21 protein-coding genes and 2 other annotated features are annotated in these 22,404 nt (G+C 38.9%); of the genes, 17 read left to right on the top strand and 4 right to left on the bottom strand.

The features are described 5' to 3' along the window. Positions 1 to 5 precede the first annotated feature (5 nt). The 14 genes from RGU12_RS12225 to RGU12_RS12160 all read left to right on the top strand — a co-directional run bounded on the left by RGU12_RS12225 (position 6) and on the right by RGU12_RS12160 (position 16,019). Positions 6 to 3,089: an efflux RND transporter permease subunit gene (locus RGU12_RS12225; protein WP_309536396.1), complete on the top strand. Its 3,084-nt coding sequence runs from the start codon at positions 6 to 8 to the stop codon at positions 3,087 to 3,089. A gap of 122 nt (positions 3,090 to 3,211) precedes the next feature. Further along, positions 3,212 to 3,979: a MerR family transcriptional regulator gene (locus RGU12_RS12220; protein WP_309536395.1), complete on the top strand. Its 768-nt coding sequence runs from the start codon at positions 3,212 to 3,214 to the stop codon at positions 3,977 to 3,979. Positions 3,980 to 4,402: 423 nt separating this feature from the next. Next, positions 4,403 to 4,639, top strand: a complete 237-nt coding sequence (locus tag RGU12_RS12215) for a ferredoxin family protein (protein ID WP_309536394.1) — start codon at positions 4,403 to 4,405, stop codon at positions 4,637 to 4,639. Between the two features lie 228 nt (positions 4,640 to 4,867). After that, entirely contained in the window at positions 4,868 to 5,719 is an 852-nt protein-coding gene (locus RGU12_RS12210) for a 2OG-Fe(II) oxygenase (protein ID WP_309536393.1), read from the top strand. Positions 5,720 to 5,866: 147 nt separating this feature from the next. Then, positions 5,867 to 6,322 carry a flavin reductase family protein gene (locus RGU12_RS12205; RefSeq protein ID WP_309536533.1) on the top strand — a complete coding sequence of 152 codons (456 nt, stop codon included), beginning with the start codon at positions 5,867 to 5,869 and terminating at the stop codon, positions 6,320 to 6,322. A gap of 86 nt (positions 6,323 to 6,408) precedes the next feature. Next, on the top strand, positions 6,409 to 6,891 hold the full coding sequence (locus RGU12_RS12200) for a DUF1189 family protein (RefSeq protein ID WP_309536532.1): 483 nt from the start codon (positions 6,409 to 6,411) through the stop codon (positions 6,889 to 6,891). A gap of 103 nt (positions 6,892 to 6,994) precedes the next feature. Further along, positions 6,995 to 7,282: a DNA-binding protein gene (locus RGU12_RS12195; protein WP_309536392.1), complete on the top strand. Its 288-nt coding sequence runs from the start codon at positions 6,995 to 6,997 to the stop codon at positions 7,280 to 7,282. Between the two features lie 77 nt (positions 7,283 to 7,359). After that, positions 7,360 to 8,217: an MBL fold metallo-hydrolase gene (locus RGU12_RS12190; protein ID WP_309536391.1), complete on the top strand. Its 858-nt coding sequence runs from the start codon at positions 7,360 to 7,362 to the stop codon at positions 8,215 to 8,217. A gap of 191 nt (positions 8,218 to 8,408) precedes the next feature. Then, positions 8,409 to 9,863 carry a cardiolipin synthase gene (gene cls, locus RGU12_RS12185; RefSeq protein WP_309536390.1) on the top strand — a complete coding sequence of 485 codons (1,455 nt, stop codon included), beginning with the start codon at positions 8,409 to 8,411 and terminating at the stop codon, positions 9,861 to 9,863. Between the two features lie 189 nt (positions 9,864 to 10,052). After that, complete coding sequence (locus tag RGU12_RS12180) at positions 10,053 to 11,243, top strand: trans-sulfuration enzyme family protein (protein ID WP_309536389.1); 1,191 nt, start codon at positions 10,053 to 10,055, stop codon at positions 11,241 to 11,243. A 78-nt stretch (positions 11,244 to 11,321) separates the two neighbouring features. Next, positions 11,322 to 11,592, top strand: a binding site (T-box leader). Between the two features lie 79 nt (positions 11,593 to 11,671). Next, positions 11,672 to 12,532, top strand: coding sequence for an SAM hydrolase/SAM-dependent halogenase family protein (locus tag RGU12_RS12175; protein ID WP_309536388.1), 861 nt, complete (start codon positions 11,672 to 11,674; stop codon positions 12,530 to 12,532). 35 nt (positions 12,533 to 12,567) lie between these two features. Further along, positions 12,568 to 13,119, top strand: a complete 552-nt coding sequence (locus RGU12_RS12170; protein ID WP_309536387.1) for an ECF-type riboflavin transporter substrate-binding protein — start codon at positions 12,568 to 12,570, stop codon at positions 13,117 to 13,119. Positions 13,120 to 13,482: 363 nt separating this feature from the next. After that, on the top strand, positions 13,483 to 15,195 hold the full coding sequence (locus RGU12_RS12165; protein ID WP_309536386.1) for an ABC transporter ATP-binding protein: 1,713 nt from the start codon (positions 13,483 to 13,485) through the stop codon (positions 15,193 to 15,195). Next, entirely contained in the window at positions 15,186 to 16,019 is an 834-nt protein-coding gene (locus RGU12_RS12160; RefSeq protein ID WP_309536385.1) for an energy-coupling factor transporter transmembrane component T family protein, read from the top strand. The genes RGU12_RS12165 and RGU12_RS12160 overlap by 10 nt, the downstream gene beginning before the upstream one ends. Before the next feature lie 325 nt (positions 16,020 to 16,344). On the opposite strand, the gene RGU12_RS12155 is transcribed toward RGU12_RS12160, so the two are convergent. Both RGU12_RS12155 and RGU12_RS12150 read right to left on the bottom strand, forming a co-directional pair. After that, positions 16,345 to 16,512: a hypothetical protein gene (locus RGU12_RS12155; RefSeq protein ID WP_165439152.1), complete on the bottom strand. Its 168-nt coding sequence runs from the start codon at positions 16,510 to 16,512 to the stop codon at positions 16,345 to 16,347. A gap of 145 nt (positions 16,513 to 16,657) precedes the next feature. Continuing rightward, on the bottom strand, positions 16,658 to 17,407 hold the full coding sequence (locus tag RGU12_RS12150) for a metallophosphoesterase family protein (protein ID WP_396232347.1): 750 nt from the start codon (positions 17,405 to 17,407) through the stop codon (positions 16,658 to 16,660). Positions 17,408 to 17,556: 149 nt separating this feature from the next. Here RGU12_RS12150 and RGU12_RS12145 point away from each other — a divergent pair, with 149 nt between their 5' ends. Further along, entirely contained in the window at positions 17,557 to 18,444 is an 888-nt protein-coding gene (locus RGU12_RS12145; protein WP_309536383.1) for a polysaccharide deacetylase family protein, read from the top strand. A gap of 48 nt (positions 18,445 to 18,492) precedes the next feature. On the opposite strand, the gene liaG is transcribed toward RGU12_RS12145, so the two are convergent. Together liaG and RGU12_RS12135 are read right to left on the bottom strand one after the other, a co-directional pair. Next, positions 18,493 to 19,347: a LiaG family protein gene (gene liaG / locus RGU12_RS12140; RefSeq protein ID WP_309536382.1), complete on the bottom strand. Its 855-nt coding sequence runs from the start codon at positions 19,345 to 19,347 to the stop codon at positions 18,493 to 18,495. Positions 19,348 to 19,501: 154 nt separating this feature from the next. Further along, entirely contained in the window at positions 19,502 to 19,819 is a 318-nt protein-coding gene (locus RGU12_RS12135; protein WP_309536381.1) for a winged helix-turn-helix transcriptional regulator, read from the bottom strand. A 132-nt stretch (positions 19,820 to 19,951) separates the two neighbouring features. Here RGU12_RS12135 and RGU12_RS12130 point away from each other — a divergent pair, with 132 nt between their 5' ends. Next, positions 19,952 to 20,803, top strand: a complete 852-nt coding sequence (locus RGU12_RS12130) for a VOC family protein (protein WP_309536380.1) — start codon at positions 19,952 to 19,954, stop codon at positions 20,801 to 20,803. Positions 20,804 to 21,150: 347 nt separating this feature from the next. Beyond that, a complete protein-coding gene (locus RGU12_RS12125; RefSeq protein ID WP_309536379.1) occupies positions 21,151 to 21,573 on the top strand; it encodes a GreA/GreB family elongation factor in 423 nt (140 codons plus the stop codon). Positions 21,574 to 21,680: 107 nt separating this feature from the next. Next, positions 21,681 to 21,900, top strand: a binding site (T-box leader). The last annotated feature ends 504 nt before the right edge of the window (positions 21,901 to 22,404 follow it).

Raw genomic sequence — 22,404 nt, 5'->3', positions numbered from 1 at the left:
TAAGTGTGAGAGGTATAGCCAATTTTGTATTAAAAAACAAACTAGCGGTTTGGTTATTAACAATTATTATAACGGTATCTGGAATTTACTCAGGTACACAAATGAAGACAGAAACCATTCCAGATATATCAATTCCTTTCCTAATGGTCATGGATGTATATCCGGGAGCAACTCCTGAACAGGTAATGGAAGATGTCTCGATGCCGATTGAAAAAGCGGTAGAAGGACTAGATGGAGTAAAATCTGTCTATTCGAATTCATATTCAAATATGGCCAATATTCAAGTTGAATATGACTATGGTGAGGATATGGATGAGGCAAAGCGTGCCTTGCAGTCTGCGTTAGACGCAGTAACTTTACCAGAAAATGCACAAGAGCCTGTTGTTACAGCGATTAGCATGAATATGATGCCGGTCGTGGCACTGAGTGTAAGTAGCACAGCTGAAGATATTGTGGAATTAACATCAACCGTAGAAGATGTTTTACTTCCGAAAATTGAAAAACTGGATGGGGTTGGTTCCGCAACGATCACAGGTCAGCATATTGAGGAAGTACAACTTACCTATAATAAAGAGGAAATGGCTAAGTACGACTTAACAGAAGACACAGTTAAGCAAATGATTCAAGCTAGTGATATGGCTGTATCATTAGGTTTGTTTGAATTTGAAGAAGGTGAACAAGCTGTTGCGATTGACGGGAAATTTATGACAGCTAATGAATTAAAGGATATGGTAATTCCTGTTACACCTACTGAAAACAATCCTGTACCGTTTGTGAAGCTTGGTGATATCGCAACAATCAAAGAGGTTGGGCGCGTTCAATCTGTTTCCCGTACGAATGGAAAAGACGCAATCGCGATTCAAATTGTTAAAGAGCAACAAGCGAACACAGTGGATGTTGTTAATGAAGTCAAAGACCTGATTAAAGATGAGCAAGAAAGAATTGAAGGTCTTACTATAGATGTATCACTCGACCAAGGTGAACCAATTGAACAATCTGTTTCAACGATGGTCGAAAAGGCACTCTTTGGTGGCTTGATTGCGGTATTAATCATTTTACTTTTCTTACGAAATTTCAGATCCACGATTATTTCGATTATATCGATCCCGGTCTCCATTTTTATGGCATTATTGCTGTTGAAATGGATGGACATTACATTAAACTTAATGACGTTAGGAGCCGTTACTGTTGCGATTGGACGGGTAATTGATGACTCCATTGTCGTTGTTGAAAACATTTATCGAAGGCTCCATTTAAAAGAAGAGAAATTAAATGGACGCGCATTAATTCGTGAAGCAACACTTGAAATGTTCAAACCAATCCTTTCCTCAACTTTAGTTACGGTTGCAGTATTTGCACCACTAGTGTTTGTAGGTGGAATGGTTGGAGAATTGTTCATGCCATTCGCATTAACAATGACATTCGCTTTAGGTGCTTCCTTACTAGTGGCAATTACCATTGTTCCTGCTTTATCACATACCTTGTTTAAAAAGCAGCTTTATATGGAAAAAACAGAAGCGAAACATAAGGAAGCAGGTAAGCTTGCCAATTGGTACAAAGGCATTTTAAATTGGTCACTGAACCATAAGATTATTGTGTCTGTGATTTCTATCTTACTATTAGTCGGAAGTTTAGCATTAACACCATTAATCGGTTTTAGTTTTATGGGTAGTGAAGAAGAAAAGGTTATGTATCTAACCTACACACCAGGAACTGGTGAGTTAAAGGACGAAACGCTTGAAAATGTAGCGGCCGTTGAAGATGAGTTATTAAAACGAGATGATATTGATATTCTTCAGGTTTCCGTAACGGAAAGCGGAGACCAAATGGCTGCGATGATGGGAGGCGGCGGTGATGGTGCACTTATGTACCTCATTTTTGACCCAGAAATGAAGAACTTCCCTGAAGTCCGTGAAGAAATTGAAGAGTATGTGTTCAATATTGGCCAATCTGGTGAGTGGAAGAGCCAAAACTTCTCTTCCATGTCCATGAATTCAAGTGAAGTTAGCTATACATTATATAGTGAAGATTTAAATAAACTTTATGACGCAGTTGATATGGTCGAAGGTGTCATGAAGGATGCAGACGGCTTGGAGGATGTTTCTTCAAGTGCGGAGGATGCGTATATAGAGTACACATTCCATGTTGAGCAAGATAACTTATTGCAATATGGGCTTACAACAGGCCAGATTGTCATGATGTTAAACCCAGATCGTTCACAAGAGGTTCTAACAACTGTTGAAAAAAACGGAAATACGATAGAGGTGGTTGTTCAGCAGGAAAAAGTCGCTGCACCTAAATCAATTGATGACCTTCTTGCAACGCAAGTTCCAACAGCAACAGGCACTGCATTACCGCTTTCTGAGTTGGTAGAGGTTAAGGAAGGAACAACCTTAAATACACTTTCTCGCAGTAAAGGTGAATACTATGCTTCTGTTTCAGGAAATATTATCGGCGAGGATATTTCAAAGGTAACATCGAAGGTTGGAAAAGATATTGATGAGCTAGACCTTCCTAAAGGCGTAACACTTGGAGTTGCAGGTGTACAAGCGGACATGGTTGAAACATTTACTCAGCTAGGTCTTGCAATGCTTGCAGCGATTGCGATTGTGTACTTTATTCTTGTTGTGACATTTGGTGAGGGGGTTGCACCATTTGCGATTCTGTTCTCCCTTCCATTTGCGATCATTGGTTCGTTTGTTGGATTATTGATTGCAGATGAAACCATTTCCGTTTCAGTAATGATGGGTCTCTTAATGTTGATTGGTATCGTCGTAACGAACGCAATCGTTTTAGTCGACCGTATTATTCATATGGAACGCGATGGTATGACAATGCGTGAGGCGGTTCTTGAAGCTGGATCAACTCGTTTACGTCCAATTTTAATGACGGCAATTGCTACAATTGGTGCGTTAATTCCGCTATTATTTGGTGAAGGCGGCGGTGGCTTAATCTCGAAAGGGCTTGGAATTACCGTAATCGGTGGTCTAGCAAGTTCGACTTTACTAACACTACTAGTCGTTCCAATTGTATATGAAATTTTATCCAAGTTGTTTAAGAAAGACCGCAAAAACATTCAAGAAAACTAATCATTTACGCCCTACAAGGTTATATCTATCTTGTAGGGCTTTTTTATTTTATTTTTGTGAAAAGAAGTGTTGACCTTAACGTAACGTAAAGGAGTAAAGTGAACATATCAGGGGGTGATGAGATGGAATACACGGTTCAAAAGTTAGCGAAACTAGCGGGAGTAAGCACAAGAACACTTAGATATTATGATGAAATTGAGATTCTTAAGCCGGCAAGAATCAATTCATCAGGATATCGAATCTATGGTCAAGATGAAGTCAATCGTCTGCAGCAAATTCTTTTTTACCGTGAGCTCGGAGTCAATCTAACTGATATTAAGCAAATCATGACAAACCCTGCTTTTGATGAATCCAAAGCACTAAAAGAACATCGAGAGCAGCTCCTTGATAAACGAAAACAAATTGATCAATTGATTGCCAATGTTGAAAAAACCATTGCGCAAAAAGAAGGGAGAATAACGATGTCCGATCAAGAAAAATTTGAAGGCTTTAAAAAGAAAGCTATTGATGAAAATGAGAAAAAATACGGAAAAGAAATCCGCGAAAAATATGGCGAGGAAACGGTTAAACAATCCAATGAGAAATTTATGAACATGTCTAAAGAAGATCATGATGAGGCGACCCGACTTGCTGAGGAACTAATGGAGACATTAAGGGAAGCGATGAAGACGGGCGACCCTGCTGGAGAACTTGCCCAAAAAGCGGCAGAGATGCATAAGCAATGGCTCATGTTTTACTGGCCAAGTTATAGTAAAGAAGCGCATGCGGGGTTAGCGCAAATGTATGTTGATGACGAGAGGTTCACGGCATATTACGATAAAGAACAGCCAGGAACGGCAATATTCCTGAGAGACGCCATTCATGTGTATACAGGACAAAAAAGTGAATAACGATTTAAGGTTATGATGGGGTAAGATCGTTTGGTCTTGCCCTATTTTTAGTGGAGGGATTTGGATAGGATGGTGCGGAAAGTGTGCAGGTTGTGTCAGAATGAAGCGTTGATTTGGACAGAGTTCGAAGGAAAATGGGCGGTTTGAGTCCAGATGAGGTGCTGATTTGGACAGAGAGATAAGCATTGATTCAGACAACCCAAGAAGGGAACCAGCCAGAGTAAGTCAGGAATTAAACCTAATTCAGACACGACAACTAGAAATAGCAATAGCTTTCCGAATGCCGTTGAAGTCCACAGCCAATCTCCGTTCCCCTAAACTAAATCCCAATATCCGGAATACATCTCACCTAAGTAACATAGGGTGTAGTGAATATGGAAGACTTCTAGTCTACTAGAAAGCCTTCAACTAGGGGGGGATTGGGTGGCATATGTAATTACGTCTCCATGTGGGGCGGAGAAAGCAGCAGAGTGTGTAGAGGTGTGTCCTGTCGATTGTATCGAGCCTGGTGATGATCAGTATTATATCAATCCCGACATTTGCATTGACTGTGGGGCTTGTGTGTCTGTTTGCCCAGTGGATGCCATTTATCATGAGGACGAAGTACCGGATGATGAACTTGGATTTGTTGAGCTAGCAAGAGAGTTTTTTGGAATCTAACCAACCCACATACATAAAGAACACCAATACTATTTAGTAACTACAATTGTGGTTACTTTTATTTTTTTGTCAAAACGTGGCAATCACAAATATACAATCATTGAAAAAAAGTAATTACTACCACAATTTTACTTGAATATATTAAAATGGAATGTAAGGGATTACTTCATCTAAAACACGGGCTCGGAACATAGGGACTGGTCCCTTGTTTCAAAAGGGGAGGAAGAAATGGAGAAAGTAAAGCAAATTCCAGGTGCACTTATGGATTGGATTATTAAAACTCTAAACAGTGGCGTGAATCCTGAAGCAATTGTAGATGCTATGATTCGGAAAGGATATGACCCAAGACTCTCTTATACAACTCTGTTTCGAATTATCGGAAATAAACCGATTGACACACCAGGTGTACAAGCTCCATATGAATATGAACAGCCCGAAATCGCGAAAAAAGGGAGTATTTTACGCACAAAAGAACGAGAAATAAAGGTTTTATCAAAAGTTGAGAAACCGTTTATTTTGCATTTAGATCATTTCTTAAGTGATGAAGAATGTGAACGGTTGATTGAATTGTCAAGAAGCCGACTTAAGCCGTCAACTGTCCTTGACCCGAAGACTGGTGAAGAAAAACCTGCAACTGGTCGAACAAGTAAAGGAATGTCTTTTTATTTACGAGAAAATGAATTTATTAAAGATATAGAAACGAGAATCTCAGAATTAACGGAGTTCCCTGTTGAAAATGGGGAAGGGCTCCAGGTATTAAATTACGGCATTGGTGAGGAATATAAAAGTCATTTTGATTATTTTCCACCGAGTAAGGTAGACCCCGAAAAAGGAGGTCAACGGGTGGGAACATTCCTAATCTATTTAAATGATGTACTTGCTGGAGGAGAAACGGTTTTTCCAAAAGCAGGCATTTCGATTGTTCCGAAGAGAGGTTCTGCAGTGTATTTTCAGTATGGGAACAGTAAAGGTGAGGTGGATCGCATGTCGTTGCATTCAAGTATACCTGTATCTGAGGGCGAAAAATGGGTCGCAACGAAATGGATTCGCCAAGGGAATATTTATACGTCTACACGTTAGGCAAACGATTAGAATTGTCAAAGTAATCATGATATAGTAATATTAACGATTTTTGTAAGTTGAAAATATAGATTTATAGTAAATAAGTATGTCATCGTGTAGAAAGGTGTGTGAACTTTGGATAAAGTACAGACTTTTAAAGACGTCATGGGGAATTATCCGACGGGTGTAACAGTTGTGACAACGACTGACGAAAAAGGAGTGCCGCTTGGGCTTACGGTAAACTCATTTGCCTCTGTTTCATTGGATCCATTATTGATTTTATGGTCGATTGACAAAAGAGTATCCACTTATGATATTTTTACAAAAACAGATAAATTTGCGGTACATGTACTAGCAGGTGACCAAGGGGATATTTGTGCCCTTTTCGCAAGCAAGGGAACAGATCGATTTGCAAACTGTGAATGGGAGATGTCTGATAACAATCTTCCAATCGTGAAGGGGTCTGCAGGCGTTTTACACTGTAAAACGTTCAAAACCGTTGAAGCGGGCGACCATACAATTCTCATTGGTGAAGTGGTTGAGATTGAAAATTATAGCAAGCCACCACTCCTTTATCACAACCGTAAATTCGGCAATATACCTGACGAATTTTATAAGTAATATGAATGGATACCTTTCTTCTTACGGAAAGGTATCTTTATGTCCAATTATTTTTAAAACGAAACGAGTGGCTTTATGTGAAACTCATGATGACATTTATGGATAGTTTGCGATTGCCAAATAAGGCAGCTATGAAGCGGTTGAATAAGCTGGAAATGAGACATACGATCGTTTTCCTGCTGTTATTATTGTTTATCATTGCACTTCCGATTGAAATCAATTTGCTATTGGATGATTCTTATAAGGAAAGCGAGATTCCACAAAATATTTACATCATCCAGGTTCTTTTATTTTATCCGTTTTTAATGCTGTTTTTAGGAATCGCGGGGATTTCTGTATTAGCGGGATTAGGAGTAGGAATCAGCAAGCTTACACACCGCCAATTGAAATTTCAATTACTGTGGAAGATGTGCGCGTTTGCGTTAACAAAGTCAGTTATCCTATTTGCGGTAGCCAACATTCTGATTGGCACCCATTGGATTGTGAATACAATTGTATTTGTTTTGTTATTTTACACGATACTAAGGATGATTTTTCATTATCCTCAACGAGTAAAAAAACATACCTAAGGGAACCAGTGCATACTGGTTCCTTTTGAATATGTGAAACTTTTTAATAGACGTAACGTAATACATTTATTTAGAGGTTTATTATAATAAGGTGGGTGGAAATATGGACCTGTTTATAGGCATTGGAATTGCCGCTGCTGGTTATTTCATTGGAGAAGGATTAAAAAACTTTAAAAACCCTGAAGCAAAGGGTGTCATGGATAAACTTGATGAAGAGGATTTATACGAGTTAATAAAGGAAAAGGACATTCATTATCATATCGGGGTTTCAAAAGAGGATGCAAAGGAATTAATAAAGGAGCATCCAGAGATTCCACATATCGTATTAAACGGGAATGTCTATTATCCAAAAAGTAAATTAAAGCAATGGTTGTCAAACCTAGGTGACTAGTTTGTGTGTCCTCTCCATAAATAAATTAATACTTCTGTGAAACACTATTACTATGTAGACTTGTAAGGAGGATTTTTATGGAGAAGGATATGCAATATGGAAGTGACTATAAATTTATTCCTGCTACTTCTATCGCTAGTGGGATGGGGATGCAGGTGCTGCCAGATTTTTATTGCCATACCATCCAAATTGTGAATTTTGCGGTGGTGGGTGAGCCGGGAACATCAGATTTTGTAATTGTTGACGCGGGCATGCCGGGTTCTGCAGAGGAAATAATAGCAGTTTGTGAGGAACGCTTTGGTACAAATAGTCGTCCGAAGGCGATTCTGTTAACGCACGGTCATTTTGATCACGTGGGGGCAATCGTTGAATTAGTGGAACACTGGGATGTACCTGTCTACGCGCATGAACTCGAAATGCCATTCTTAACAGGGCAACAAAGCTATCCAGAACCAGACCCGACGGTAGAAGGTGGAATGGTTGCGAAGATGTCGCCGATGTTTCCAAATGAGCCCATCCAGTTGGGAGACCATGTAGAAAAATTGCCTGCAGATGGAACAGTACCACATTTGTCTGATTTTCGTTGGATCCATACACCGGGACATGCGCCAGGACATGTATCCTTTTTCCGTGAAAAAGATCGTGCGCTAATAGTTGGAGATGCATTTGTGACAGTAAAACAGGAGTCTTTGTACAAGGTGATTACACAAGACCAGGAAATCAGTGGTCCACCGAGATATTTAACAACAGATTGGCAGGCCGCGAAAAAGTCCGTTGAAACGTTGGCGGCACTTAAGCCGAGTGTAGCTGTCACGGGACATGGTTTGCCAATGACCGGTGAGCTATTGGAAGAATCCTTAAAAAGATTAGTTAGGGACTTCGATCAAATGGCGATTCCGGACTATGGACGGTATGTAGATAAAAACATTCATTAGTGTGTGGAACCTGGCTAAAGAAAATGCCAGGTTTCTTGCTCTACATATTTAATCTTAGAATTGAAATAAAGAATATAGAAATATAATAAAATTTATAGAGCGATATGAAACACCATATAGCTATTTGTTTCATAAACATTCTGAAATATAGTATATTGGAATGTAGAATGAATCGGTGAGAGAGGAGAAATATGGTAAATATTACATCAGTTTTATTAGGATTGGTTATGGTCTTAAACATTGTATTTGCCGTGGTTGTCATCTTTCGCGAAAGACGAGATGCCAGTTCGACCTGGGCGTGGTTATTAGTCCTTTTTTTCATTCCTGTAGCTGGATTTATTTTATATTTACTTCTAGGACGAAATTTAACCCGTGACCATCTATTTCAATGGGATGATTTAAAAAAGAGTGGGATAGAAGAAGTACTTGAGAGGCAGAAAGAACTATTACGAACACAAAAATTCCTATTTAACAATCCGATTACACAAGATAATCAAGACCTTATTTATATGAACCTTGTCAATGCGAATGCTTTGTTTACGAAAAATAATGCAGTAGAAGTATTTACAGATGGGCAAGAGAAATACCGCCGTTTATTTGAAGATATTGAAGCTGCAAAGGAATCGATTCATTTGCAATATTATATTATTAAAAATGATAATCTGGGACGGAAACTAATCGCGCATTTAACAAAGAAGGTAAAAGAGGGTGTAACAGTCCGCGTTCTATATGATGAGCTAGGTTCTAGGTCATTGACAAAAAGGTTTTTTAAAGAATTTCGTGAAGCTGGTGGGCTCGTTGAGGTCTTTTTTCCTTCGAAATTGCGTTTTATCAATTTGCGGATGAACTTTCGAAACCATAGGAAATTGGTTATTATTGATGGAAAGATAGGATATGTCGGTGGCTTTAATGTTGGGGATGAGTACCTTGGGTTAAATTCTAGGTTTGGGTATTGGCGAGATACTCATTTACGCATAAGGGGAACTGCTGTTGATACGATGCAGGTTCGCTTCATTTTGGACTGGAACCAAGCATCTCGTGATTTTGATATCATGTATGATCCTGAGTTATTTCCAATTGAGAATGTCAGACTTGGTAATGTTGGAATTCAAATTGTGACAAGTGGACCTGATACCGACTTTGAGCAGATAAAAAATGCGTATATCAAAATGCTCTACTCAGCAAAAAAGTCGATTTATATGCAGACGCCTTACTTTATTCCAGATAAAAGTTTACTGGATGCAATACGTGTAGCGTGCCTTTCAGGGGTAGAAGTGAATATCATGATTCCAGATAAACCAGACCACCCTTTCGTGTATTGGGCAACCCTTTCGCATATTGGGGAACTGCTTCCGGTTGGGGCAAATGTCTATATTTATAGTAATGGTTTTATTCATTCAAAAACACTGGTGGTCGATGAGGAGATTTCTTCAGTCGGTACAGCGAATATCGATGTGAGGAGCTTCCGACTTAATTTTGAAGTGAATGCCTTTTTATATGATGAAAACATTTCAAAAGAGCTAACAGCCATTTTTAAAGAAGATATCAAACGATCTAAGTTACTAACATATGAAGAATACGAAAAAAGAGGGGGTAACATCAAGTTCAAAGAATCGATTTCAAGACTTTTATCCCCGATTCTATAGTTGACAAACGTTCGATGTGGCGAGCTTCAATCGCCAAAGCAAATTAAACTACCAACAACTTCAGAAAAGGATTTCTAAAAAAGGATTGGTCCATTGTGGCCGATTCTTTTTTGCTATCTTCAAGGCAAGACGCTATTTTATTGAAATAAAATAACTAAAAATATAGAATTATACAAAAAGGAGAAGACGATGAACACTAAAAAAACACAAACCTTCAATGATGAAACACTTGTATTACATGCTGATCAAGAATGGGCAAACAAGGAAAAGAGCGTTTCACCGGCAATTTATTATTCATCAACCTTTAGGGCAGAGGATTCGGCTGATTTTGCAGAAATGGCAGGAACTCCTCTTCACCCAAGCTATTATACACGCTATGGAAATCCGCTTCATGAGCGAGTGAATAAAATAATGGCGGATTTAGAAGGAACTGAAACAGCCCTTGTAACAGGATCTGGAATGGGAGCTATTGCGACTACCATTCTTGCTTTAGTTTCTGCAGGAGACCATGTCATTGCACAAACAAGACATTATATGAGTACGGCAAAAATTATGGATGAGATGCTTCCGCGTTTTGGTGTAGAGGTAACAGTCGTAGAGCAGTCCGATATTTCGACATTCGAGGAGGCAATCCGGCCCAATACAAAGCTGATTATGCTTGAAACGCCGGCTAATCCGACCTTGGTAGTAACTGACCTTGAGGCAGTTGTAAGTTTGGCAAAGAAACAGGAGATCATTGTAGTGGCTGATAACACATTTGCTTCACCACTTAATCAACGTCCGCATGATGCAGGTGTGGACGTTGTGGTACATAGTGCAACAAAGTATCTAGGGGGGCATCATGATTTAACGGCTGGGGTCATTTGTACAACCTTTGAGCTTGCGGAAAAAATTTGGGATACCCATACATCAATAGGCTCAGTCCTATCACCGATGGATGCATGGTTATTGTTAAGAGGCTTAAGGACGCTTCCATTGCGAATGGAACGAATCAATTCGAATGCATTAGCATTAGCTGAATTTTTAGAGGAACAGCCAGAAATTGAAAAAGTGTATTATCCAGGACTTTCGAGCCATCCTCAGCACGAGCTTGCCAAGAAACAAATGAAAGGTTTTGGGGCTGTTATTGCGTTTGCGATTAAGGGAGATTACGCTGCCACCCAGAGATTTGTATCGGCATTGCAGCTTTCAACAAATGCAGTAAGTTTAGGTGGAATTGATTCATTAGTTGTCCATACTGCCGCAATGTGGGAGGGTGCCATGAATGAAGAGCAAATGAAAACAGCGGGTATTCCTGCTAATTTTGTCCGCTACTCTGTAGGATTAGAGCATATAGAGGACTTGAAGGCGGATATCAGGCAAGCGTTAAAGGAAATATAAAAAAATTCTAAAAGTTCTACTTGCTTTTAAAAAAATGTTCAGCTATAATTACTTTCAACATTAGAATACTAACCTTAACTAAAAACGATGAAGAGAAAAAGTAGGATTTAGCTATTTTACACAGAGAGCTTCGGTAGCTGAAAAGAAGCAAAAATACGAATCTGAACAATGGCCTCTGAGTTTCGTGCTGAAAGTAACAATTGTTATGAGTAGGTTCCGACGAGATTTGGTACTCGTTATCAATACCACAGTATACGGGCTTTGATAGATCCGCGTACTTGCAGAGACTGTTTGTGTGAGCAAACAGTGAATTAAGGTGGTACCACGTGAGATAAACCACGTCCTTATCGTATTTGATAATGACGTGGTTTTTTTATTTCCAAAAAACGGGTAAATCCGTTAAATTACAAAAAATGGAGGAATTTACTGTGACGAAAAATCATCTTGTATTACAAACGGACTTTGGTTTAAGTGATGGGGCAGTAAGTGCAATGTACGGTGTAGCGATTTCAGTGAATCCAACACTTCGAATTTTTGACCTAACCCACGATATTCCGCAATATAATATTTGGGAAGGCTCTTATCGATTGTATCAGACGATTACCTATTGGCCGGAAGGCACTGTTTTTGTTTCGGTTGTTGACCCAGGTGTAGGTTCTGATCGACGTAGTATCGTGGTTAAGACAAGTACAAATCAATATATTGTAACACCTGACAATGGTACGGTCACACATATACAGCAAAAACTTGGTATTAAAGAGGTGAGGGTTATTGATGAAAGTATAAATCGTTTGCCTTTTTCAGGAGAGTCCTATACATTTCATGGGAGAGATGTGTATGCTTATACAGGGGCTCGACTTGCATCAGGCGTAATTTCATATGAAGAGGTTGGACCACTTGTTCATGTTGATTCTCTTGTTGAGTTGCAGACAACAGAGGCAACTGTTCAAACGGATAGTGTCTTAGGTACGATTGATATTCTTGATATTCGTTTTGGTAATCTATGGACGAATATCGAGCGCGAGACCTTCAAGCAACTTAATGTGGAGTATGGAGATCATTTTGAAGTGACCATAGAAAATGAAACTCGCCAAGTATATAAAAATATTATGACATATGGCCGTTCTTTTGCAGATAGCCATCTAGGAGAACCATTATTGTTTATTAATTCCCTTGATAAAATTGGGGTAGCTATCAACCAAGGTTCATTTGCCAAGGCTTATCATATTGAGACAGGTACAAACTGGAAAATTTATATTCGCAAGGTTCCGAAAATAATATATAATTAACTTTTATTTTAGAAACTTTTAGGGGGAAGAAATCTATGAAAAGTTTATCAATTAAAACCATTGTTGCAATCGGAATTGGGGCTGCTGTTTTTGTGATATTAGCAAAATTTGCAGCCATTCCAACACCAATACCTAATACTACCGTTCAAACATCATACGCTTTCCTGGCTTTAATGGCCCTAGTATTTGGTCCCATTGCAGGGGCATTGATCGGATTAATTGGCCATGCATTAAATGATGCTATTTCGTATGGTTCTATTTGGTGGAGTTGGGTTATTGTTTCAATGCTCGTTGGATTTTTATTTGGTCTTGCTAAAAACAAAATTGATATTGAATCAGGAATTATCAATGCGAAGAAGATTGTGACATTTAACATTGTTCAAGTAATCGCTCAAGCAATTGGTTGGTTTGTTGTTGCACCAACATTGGATGTTTGGATTTATGCTGAGCCAGCAAATAAAGTGTATGTCCAAGGAATTGGAGCTGGGATTGCAAATATGGTCACAGTAGGAATCATTGGTACAATTTTAATAGTAGCTTATGCAAAAACAAGAAATAAAAGTGGAAGCTTGACGAAGGACTTATAATATAAAAAGGCTCTTTTCTAAAAGATTGCTGCTTTCAGATATAAAGTGCAAACCTAGTTGATTGGAGCGTAAGGTGGCGACTCCTCGAAAATACATTCGCATTTTCTTCGTGCGTGGGTTATTTCAAGGAAGAAATTCAAAGTCCTGCGGGAAAAGCGTGAGACTTGAGCGACCAGTAGAACGAAGCCTAAAAGCGCACGTCCTGTGACAACAGCTTCGTGACCTACATCGTGTAGGCAAGGAGGCTCAAGCCACGCCCGCGGAAAGCGTCCACCTGAAGCGGAAATCAACGATATAAAACAACATAGTTTGCCAAAACAGCCTATAGAAAAGTAGTTTATGGTTTACTAGGAGAGTAGTAAGATGAAAAAACCTGTTATCGAATTTATAAACTATAGCTTTACATATCGTAGCCAAGCAGAGCCTACTCTTCAGGATATTACTCTAAAAATTTATGAGGGCGAAAAGGTATTAATTGTGGGCCCTTCAGGATCAGGGAAAAGCACGATTGGAAACTGCATCAACGGGCTTGTTCCCTTTTCTTATAAGGGGAGTATTCAAGGTAGTCTTACAATTATGGGAAAAGAAGCAAAGGATCTGGATATTTTTACAATCTCTAAAATGGTCGGCACAGTCTTACAGGATCCCGATGGTCAGTTTATTGGGCTTTCTGTTGGAGAAGACATAGCCTTTGCTCTTGAAAATGATTGTTTACCACAGAAGAGAATGTTTGAAACGGTTGAGGAAGTATCAAAAATGGTGGAAATGGAAGAGAATTTGCAGTCTTCGCTTCACCAGTTATCCGGTGGACAAAAGCAAAGAGTCTCTCTTGCGGGGGTAATGGTTGATAAAGTAGACATCCTTCTTTTTGATGAACCACTTGCGAATCTTGACCCTGCAACTGGACAGCATGCAATTGACCTAATCGATCGAATACAAAAAGAAACGAACACAACAGTAGTTATTATAGAACATCGTTTAGAGGATGTTCTATATCGTCATGTAGATCGAATTATTGTTGTGGATGAAGGGAAAATTGTCGGTGATATGAAACCCGATGAGCTTTTGTCCAAACCTATTTTAGCGGAGCGCCATATACGTGAACCCTTGTATGTCAAGGCAGTAAAGTATGCTGGCTGTGACGTAACTGAGAATATGAACCCAGCCTATCTACCTTTGTTTGATGTGGATGCGTGTAAAGTTCGATTAAAAGAGTGGTTTGAAAAAGTGGAAACCCCTAATAAGAAAGCGAAGACTCAACCTATCTTAGAGCTAGACCATCTTTCATTTAGTTATCATCAAGGAAGAGAAGCGATTCGGAATGTATCCTTTTCCATTGATAAGGGAGAGATGGTAAGTATCGTTGGAAAAAACGGTGCTGGGAAGTCCACCCTTTCAAAACTCATTTGCGGATTTGAAAAACCAAGCTCTGGGAAGATTCATTTTTCAGGTCAAGATATAACATTTGATACAATCAAAGAACGGTCTTTACGGATTGGGATGGTTATGCAAAACCCGAATCATATGATTTCCAAGCATTTAATTTATGACGAAGTTGCACTAGGACTTGTGATTCGTGGCTTACCAGAGGATGAGATAAGGCAACGGGTTGAGAAGACGCTAAAAGTATGCGGTCTTTATCCGTTTAGAAACTGGCCGATTTCTGCTCTAAGTTTCGGACAAAAGAAACGTGTAACCATAGCATCTATTCTAGTATTAGAGCCAGAAGTACTTATTTTGGATGAGCCAACTGCTGGGCAAGATCTTCGCCATTACACAGAAATTATGGAGTTTCTTGTGGAATTAAATAAACAGGGTATGACAATTATTATGATTACACATGACATGCATCTCATGTTGGAGTATACACCACGTGCAATCGTGATCGCTAATGGAGAGAAGATTGCCGATCAATCTGCTGCAAGCGTACTAACTGACTCTGAAATTATTAAACAAGCTAACTTAAAGGAAACATCTTTATTTGAATTAGCAAAACGAGCAGGTATAGAGGAACCACTTGAATTTGTTGAACGTTTTATTGTGTTTGATAAGGAGGTACGTCAGACATGGCAGTAGAAATGCTATCCTATATTGAACGCAAGTCTCCAGTTCATCAATTGACAGGTGCAACGAAACTTATTTGCTTTGTTTTATGGTCTACTGCTGCAATGTTGACGTATGATACTAGAATTCTCCTTTTTTTATTTGGGTTTAGCATCATTATTTTTCTTGTTTCTAAAATTAAGCTAAAAGAGATTTCGTTTGTCCTTTTGTTTATCTTACTCTTCTTGTTGATTAATAATCTGGCTATCTATGCTTTTTCTCCTCAAGAGGGGGTAAAAATTTATGGGACGAGTCATGTGTTAGTTGAGTTTGTCGGAAGATATAATGTGACACTTGAACAACTGTTTTACCAGTTCAATATTACAATTAAGTATTTTACAGTTATTCCAGCTGCATTATTATTTATCGTAACGACACATCCAAGTGAATTTGCAGCATCCTTAAATCGTGTTGGTATTAGCTATCGCATTTCTTATGCTGTTGCACTAGCGCTACGCTATATACCAGAGATTCAGAGGGATTTTTGGAACATTGCACGCTCTCAGCAAGCAAGAGGGATTGATATGTCTAAGAATGAGAGGCTTCATAAGCGAATAAAAAATGTTGCTTCTATCATTATCCCTTTAATCCTATCAAGTTTGGACAAAATAGAAATCATCAGTAATGCGATGGAACTACGTGGATTCGGAAAAAATAAAAAACGTACCTGGTATAGTTTACGCTCCTTTCAAATAGCCGACTATGTGACGGTAATAGTATTTATTGCCATTTTAATTATCACAATGATCGTGACTTTCCATGATGGTAATCGTTTTTATAACCCTTTTATCAAATAATGCTCTTTTATAAAAGAATGTTGTTATTAACTTAACGTTTATTGGTGAAAGTAGGGTGATTTCCGCTTCTGGCACTCGCTTTCCGGGGCGATCCGCAAGCCTGGTTCGCTATTCCCGCAGGACGTTGAGTTTGCTTCCTTGAAACTACACCGCACGAAGAAAATGCGCGCATTTTCAAGGATCTCGTGCCATGCACTCCAATCGCTAGAGGGAACACAGTGTGTCTAATAATTATTAATGGTATATATCAAAAACAACAAAGTTTGAGAAAATAGCCTAAAATAAAAAAGGAATACCAGTAAGCTTGGTATTCCTTTTCCTGTTATTAGGTTAATGGTTTATTTTGTTTTAAAAGATTTGAAGCGGGAAGTGTAATGATTTTACCTCCAATTTGTACATGTATGGAATCATTAAAAATGGCTTTTACGATTCCTTTTAACTGTACAGTTGAATTAACCGTGATCTCTTTTTTAGGTTCGTTATTGGCAGTCAAGGCAATTCTCCTCTCAGGATTGTAATTATAGAGGCTCAAATAAAAAACATTATATACAAATTTTATGAAAACTATACGTGTGAAAATTCGTTTATTTTATTATTTTACATTGATTCTTTAATCTTGTGCAAGTTTCAAGAACTAGTTATTTTTCCCTATTTGGAGCACCTCGGTAAACGGCTTCACGAAGTTCCGCTGCATATTTGTCAAAATACGGTAGCCCCATGTTGGCTGCAATCGTTAATTCTTTTTCTACATCATATGGAAGACGAACAATTTCGATTGAGAATGGTGCAACTTCTTTTGAGTGGTACACACCATGCAAAATGGCAAAGGTTGCTTGTGTTGAATCAAGGGGGTTGCCAACACTTCCGACATTCACAAGGGTCTGTTCTGTATCCATTGGTTCAATTAAGGCAGCGTGTATATCTCCAAATCCGATGATGTCAGGTGCTCTGTCCTCTAATGGTGAAATCCATTCAGATTGCTCAAACATGGCTCGTTTTTCATCATCAGAATGAATCATTGGGACTACACGGTGGTGAACACTTTTTGCTGAGGCATGGAACAGCCGAATGTATTTACCACTCATATAAAAGTCATAATGGAAGGGAAGTGTTCCTAAGTATGAAAGTCGTTCTTCTCCAAGCTGATTTCGATGCCATGTGATACCCTCATCGGGATGTTCATTCTGAATAAAGTCATCCCAATTCCCCAAAAGCACAACCTCACACACCTCTTGAATCCGGTCAACCACTAGAGCTGAGTTTGGTCCTTTTCCAACAAGGTCTCCAAGACAAAGAATCGTCACGATCCCACGTGCTTTAATATGTTCTAGTACAGCTTCAAGTGCAGTCATATTTCCATGAATATCGGAAATGAGCGCAATACTCATCAAAAGGACCTCCTGGTTATAGTGTTTTACTAATAATAATAAAATAGATTGAAAATTTTGTCAGTACATTTTTAATCAATAAATAGTATGAATTAATCTTTCTATAAATATGTTCTGTGTTTAGAATAAAGAAAAGGGGGAGCGCTTTTATGGTTCGGAAATTGATTGTATTTTTTATCATATGCTCGGTAAGCTTGTTATCTTCCTGTGAATCAAAGGAAGTAAAGGAGGTTGGGAGAGTAGCCCAAGGGAATCACAATATGGAGCCAAAGGAAAATACCATTCCTGAAGCAAGATTTCCTGCAGATCTTTCATGGAAAAAGGAATACCTCCTTGAAATCATGGGGGAATCTTCATTTTTAGAAAAAAAGACTGTAGCCTCTATGCAAAAATGGCGGGAAGAGATCATTGAATTCTCAAAAACTCAGGATCAGCTATTTATCAATGGTCCTAATAAAAAACAGGTAGCCTTAACCTTTGATGATGGACCAGATAGTACGGTGACTTCAGCGGTGATTGGAGTTTTAGACCAATACGGGGTAAAGGGGAATTTTTTCTTTTTAGGAAGCGAAGCAGAGAAGCATTCAGAAGTTGTAAAAGAAGCCTATGAAAAAGGACATCTCGTGCTAAGTCATAGCTACAATCATATCCAACTGGATCAGTTGGGAGAAGCAGAGATACAGAATGAAATTGAGCGGGCGGGAAATGTGATTGAATCCATCATTGGCAAAGAGCCTGCATTTATAAGGACACCTTATGGGTCAACGAATGAATTAGTTGCTGACGTGGCTAAAGAAAATAAGTACTCTATTATTCTTTGGTCGATTGATTCACTCGATTGGGCACAAAAAAGTCCAGATGTAATATATTCAAATGTTGTGACTAACATACGTAACGGCGATATTATCCTTATGCATACGGATTCCGATGAATACGATACATATGAAGCATTGCCGGGCATCATTGAGGAATTACAGAAGCGGGGCTATGAAATTGTGGATTTAGAAACGATGTTAGGAATTTCGGCATATCAGTGATAACAGGAATAAACAGCAAAAGCGCCCGAGTTTCGAGCGCTTTTTTCATTATCTGATTGATGCTTTTCCGCTATTTACTTCAATATTTACATCATGGGTGCCCGCACCGTGTTTTCCTTCAATATTCCCTTTATCCCGTGTCGAATCATCTAAAGAGAAATCATTGGAAATGTATCCGCTATTTACTTTACCTTTTAGTGTAAAGTCAGCATCATCTGGGAGGTCAATATCAAGTAGACCTGATTTTACGCTTGCATCAATTGAATCTGTGAGGTTTGCAATTGTAGTTTTTAAACGCCCAGAGTGTACTTCAGCTTCTAGTTTCCCAGTATATTCATCCACTGTCACATTACCAGAGCTAACGTCAATTTCGCCGTTTTTGGTTGTAAGCTTCTCAATTCTAGAGTTTCCAGATGCGACATTATGTGTAAATGTTTTGGCCGAAAGGTTTTGCAATCTCATATTTCCAGAATGGACATCAGCAGAAAGTTCGTTTAACTCCATTGAAGCACCATTGAACTCTAAATGTCCGGAACCAACTCTAAGTGCTAGATCTCGGTCATAATCTTCAGGAATATACACCGTTAGTTTCGAATTATTAAAGAAAGGGAACCACCCAAAGTTGATGAATCCACGTTCATAAGTGACCTCTATTGTGTCGCCACTTTTTGAAACATGAACTGTGCCTTTGCCATTCAGTTCAGCTTCCACGTCATCGCGGTTTTCAGGAATGACAGTCGTGCTGATTGATGCTATATCAATTTCAATCTCTTCAATTTTATCGGTAACCTTAACAGAGTCTCCAGAATTCCCGCCAAAAGGAAGCCCAGGAATACGGTATAGATTTGTGATTAATAGATAAGCCCCAATAAGAACGAAAAATATGATTAATATTTTCTTCATTTTTTTAACCTGCCTTTATTATTTATTCTATCCCTATCATAAATGGAGAGAGGGGTTCGTGTAACGCACTACCGATATATTTCCAAATAAGACCTGAGGCTTATGAAAGAAAAAAGCAGATTGCTTTCAATACAATCTGCTTAAACTTGATGATTTATGAATCTATTTCTACCCAGTCCTGCGACCATTTTTGGATTTCATCCATTAAAGGTTTGAGGGCCATCCCTTTTTCCGTTAATGTGTATTCGATACGTACAGGGGTTTCCGGGTATACATGTCGTTTTACGATACCTTGGCTTTCTAGGTCCTTAAGTCTTTCTGAAAGGACTCTTCCACTGATTCCGATTGAAGATTCAATCGTGCAAAAACGCTTTGGACCGGAGAGAAGTTGGTAAATGACAAGTCCTGTCCACCTTTGCCCAATTAAACTCATAGCTTTTTCGAATTTAGGACAAATTACATTTGTATCCATATTTCCATCACCCCTATGAATATATTATAGCGCATTGTAACAAATAATAAACTTACTTGACATAATTTAATTATAAAAATATAATTACTTACATAAAGTAAGTGACTAAATAAACTTAGGAGGCACACGAAAATGAAATATCAACGCCCACCATATACATTTGTCGGCCTAGTAGAACTAAAAGTAACTGACCTACAGCGTTCGTTAACATTTTATCAAAATATCATTGGATTTAAAGTATTAGAGCAATCTGACAAGAAGGTGCTTTTAACTGCTGATGGTAAAACACCACTATTATCCATTGAGCAGCCTGAAAACATTACTCCAAAAGAGCCACGCCGAACAGGACTTTACCATTTTGCGTTGCTTTTACCAACACGTGAGGACTTAGGAAAAATACTATATCACTTGGTCCAAAATAATATACGAATTGGCGCATCTGACCACGCGGTGAGTGAAGCTCTCTATTTAGACGATCCAGATGGAAATGGCATTGAAATTTACAGAGATCGTCCTGATACAGAATGGGAATGGATGAATGGCGAAGTGAAAATGGTAACAGAACCTCTTGACGGCCAAGGTGTACTTGCTACTGCAAATGGTGAAAAATGGACTGGACTTCCTGAAGGTACAGTAATGGGACATATTCACATGCATGTGTCTGAGTTAGCAAAAACGGAAGAATACTATACAAAAGGACTTGGTTTTGATGTTGTCTGCCGTTATGGAGGCATGGCATTATTCATTTCAACAGGTGGCTACCATCACCACATTGGACTTAACACATGGAATGGCGTAGGTGCATCAGCACCATCTGACAATAGTGCTGGCATTAAGTTATTCACACTTGTATTGCCAAACGAAAATGACTTACAAACAACCGTCGATAACTTAAAGCAAATCGGCGCATATGTCCAAGAAGAGGATGGGGTCGTAGTTACAAAGGATCCTTCTGATAATAAAATTAAACTTGTTGTTGCATAAGTAACATTGAATTAAGCAATTAGGCGGCTATCTTTGGGTAGCTGCTTTTTATGGTGTTTCCGCAATATCATATATGATATACCGCGGCAAACAGGATTATCGGTATCACCTAACCGAAAAACGATAAATGGTATACCGCAAAAGTCCAAACTTTGTCGAATGAACAGATTACGAGATAACTAGATTTTGTTAATATAACTATGATATAATTGGAAATGTATGGTAGGCCTTTCTCGATTAGAGGAAGGTCTACATTTTTATATTCAAAAACAGGAAGGGGAAATAAAAAATGCAGGTTTTAATGAAATTCTGCAAGGTGTTTGATCCTAGCAAGGAGGATATCTACTATGAGCCATAAAGATTATTTTGCCGAGCAGCTCCAATTGATCGACACAAATTTTCAGGAATTAAAAAGTCTCTATTTATCCTCCACACCGCTTAAGGAAAGGGATCAGAACTTCCTTAGTTCATATATCAATGAACTTAAAAGCTACTTGGAAATCGAAGTATCTGGACCTATACCTAAGGTTTTTATCGGAACAAAGGTGACTGTCATGTTTGATGGAGATGACGATACAGAGGATTATTATATATGTTTGCCAAAGCAATCGGACCCGGATGCAGGGTGTATATCATTTTTATCACCAGTTGGAAGGCAATTGTTGTTGCGAAAAGTGGATGATAACGTGCTACTCAATACTCCAGCAGGCAGTCTTCCAGTTACAATAAAGAGTATAACGTTTGCCGAAAATTTAATTTTACAGCGATAGTTATTAAAGCGCTTACAATCCACTTCTGTTTTTATGTCGAAAAAAGGAAGTGGATTTTTACTTGTTAATTTTGGAACGATTCGATACAATAGCCATTATAAATAAATAATTAAGTGATGATAGGAATCAGTAGCAGCTTATCTCCCTGTTGCAGAGAGCCGGTGGTTGGTGAAAACCGGAACAAAGATAATTGCGAATTACCTCCTTGAGCTTTCTTTGTGAACACGAATCGGCAATTAGCAAAGAACGGACGAACCGTTATTCGAATGAAGCGGAAGATAGATATCTTCAAACAAGGGTGGTACCGCGTGCAACCACGTCCCTTTTTTAGGGGCGTGGTTTTTTATGTTTTTTTGGGGGGATTGAGGAAGTGTCTCAAGGACAAAAGCGTGTTAAGCGCAGCCTGAAATGTCTCTGAAATGTTATCTCAGAGACAAAAGAGAGTTAAGCGTGGTAAGAAGTGTCTTTGAGAGGCGGCCTCGCGGACAAAAACAGGTTAAGCGCAGCCTGAAATGTCTCTGAAATGTTATCTCAGAGACAAAAGAGAGTTAAGCGTGGTAAGAAGTGTCTTTGAGAGGCGGCCTCGCGGAAAAAACTGGTCCCAGCGCAGCCCGAAATGTCTCTGATGGGATATCTCAGAGACAAAAGAGAGTTGAGCGTGGTAAGAAGTGTCTTTGAGAGGCGGCCTCGCGGACAAAAACAGGTTAAGCTCAGCCTAAAATGTCTCTGAAATGTTATCTCAAAGACAAAAGAGAGTTAAGCGTGGTAAGAAGTGTCTTTGAGAGGCGACCTCGCGGACAAAAGCAGGTTAAGCGCAGCCTAAAATGTCTC

Source organism: Ferdinandcohnia sp. QZ13, from assembly GCF_031324165.1.
GTDB lineage: Bacteria > Bacillota > Bacilli > Bacillales > Bacillaceae_L > Ferdinandcohnia.
Note: the sequence above shows the minus strand (reverse complement) of the source record. Positions and strands in the feature narration are given on the sequence as shown.

What these genes read in the sequence shown, in the direction of transcription:
- RGU12_RS12150 (WP_396232347.1), bottom strand. Translation starts at nt 17,407, where the DNA reads ATGAGTATTGCGCTCATTTCCGATATTCATGGAAATATGACTGCACTT.
- RGU12_RS12145 (WP_309536383.1), top strand. Translation starts at nt 17,557, where the DNA reads ATGGTTCGGAAATTGATTGTATTTTTTATCATATGCTCGGTAAGCTTG.
- RGU12_RS12200 (WP_309536532.1), top strand. Translation starts at nt 6,409, where the DNA reads ATGATGACATTTATGGATAGTTTGCGATTGCCAAATAAGGCAGCTATG.
- RGU12_RS12195 (WP_309536392.1), top strand. Translation starts at nt 6,995, where the DNA reads ATGGACCTGTTTATAGGCATTGGAATTGCCGCTGCTGGTTATTTCATT.
- liaG (WP_309536382.1), bottom strand. Translation starts at nt 19,347, where the DNA reads ATGAAGAAAATATTAATCATATTTTTCGTTCTTATTGGGGCTTATCTA.
- RGU12_RS12170 (WP_309536387.1), top strand. Translation starts at nt 12,568, where the DNA reads ATGAAAAGTTTATCAATTAAAACCATTGTTGCAATCGGAATTGGGGCT.
- RGU12_RS12125 (WP_309536379.1), top strand. Translation starts at nt 21,151, where the DNA reads ATGAGCCATAAAGATTATTTTGCCGAGCAGCTCCAATTGATCGACACA.
- RGU12_RS12135 (WP_309536381.1), bottom strand. Translation starts at nt 19,819, where the DNA reads ATGGATACAAATGTAATTTGTCCTAAATTCGAAAAAGCTATGAGTTTA.
- RGU12_RS12180 (WP_309536389.1), top strand. Translation starts at nt 10,053, where the DNA reads ATGAACACTAAAAAAACACAAACCTTCAATGATGAAACACTTGTATTA.
- RGU12_RS12130 (WP_309536380.1), top strand. Translation starts at nt 19,952, where the DNA reads ATGAAATATCAACGCCCACCATATACATTTGTCGGCCTAGTAGAACTA.
- RGU12_RS12190 (WP_309536391.1), top strand. Translation starts at nt 7,360, where the DNA reads ATGGAGAAGGATATGCAATATGGAAGTGACTATAAATTTATTCCTGCT.
- cls (WP_309536390.1), top strand. Translation starts at nt 8,409, where the DNA reads ATGGTAAATATTACATCAGTTTTATTAGGATTGGTTATGGTCTTAAAC.
- RGU12_RS12220 (WP_309536395.1), top strand. Translation starts at nt 3,212, where the DNA reads ATGGAATACACGGTTCAAAAGTTAGCGAAACTAGCGGGAGTAAGCACA.
- RGU12_RS12210 (WP_309536393.1), top strand. Translation starts at nt 4,868, where the DNA reads ATGGAGAAAGTAAAGCAAATTCCAGGTGCACTTATGGATTGGATTATT.
- RGU12_RS12160 (WP_309536385.1), top strand. Translation starts at nt 15,186, where the DNA reads ATGGCAGTAGAAATGCTATCCTATATTGAACGCAAGTCTCCAGTTCAT.
- RGU12_RS12165 (WP_309536386.1), top strand. Translation starts at nt 13,483, where the DNA reads ATGAAAAAACCTGTTATCGAATTTATAAACTATAGCTTTACATATCGT.
- RGU12_RS12205 (WP_309536533.1), top strand. Translation starts at nt 5,867, where the DNA reads ATGGGGAATTATCCGACGGGTGTAACAGTTGTGACAACGACTGACGAA.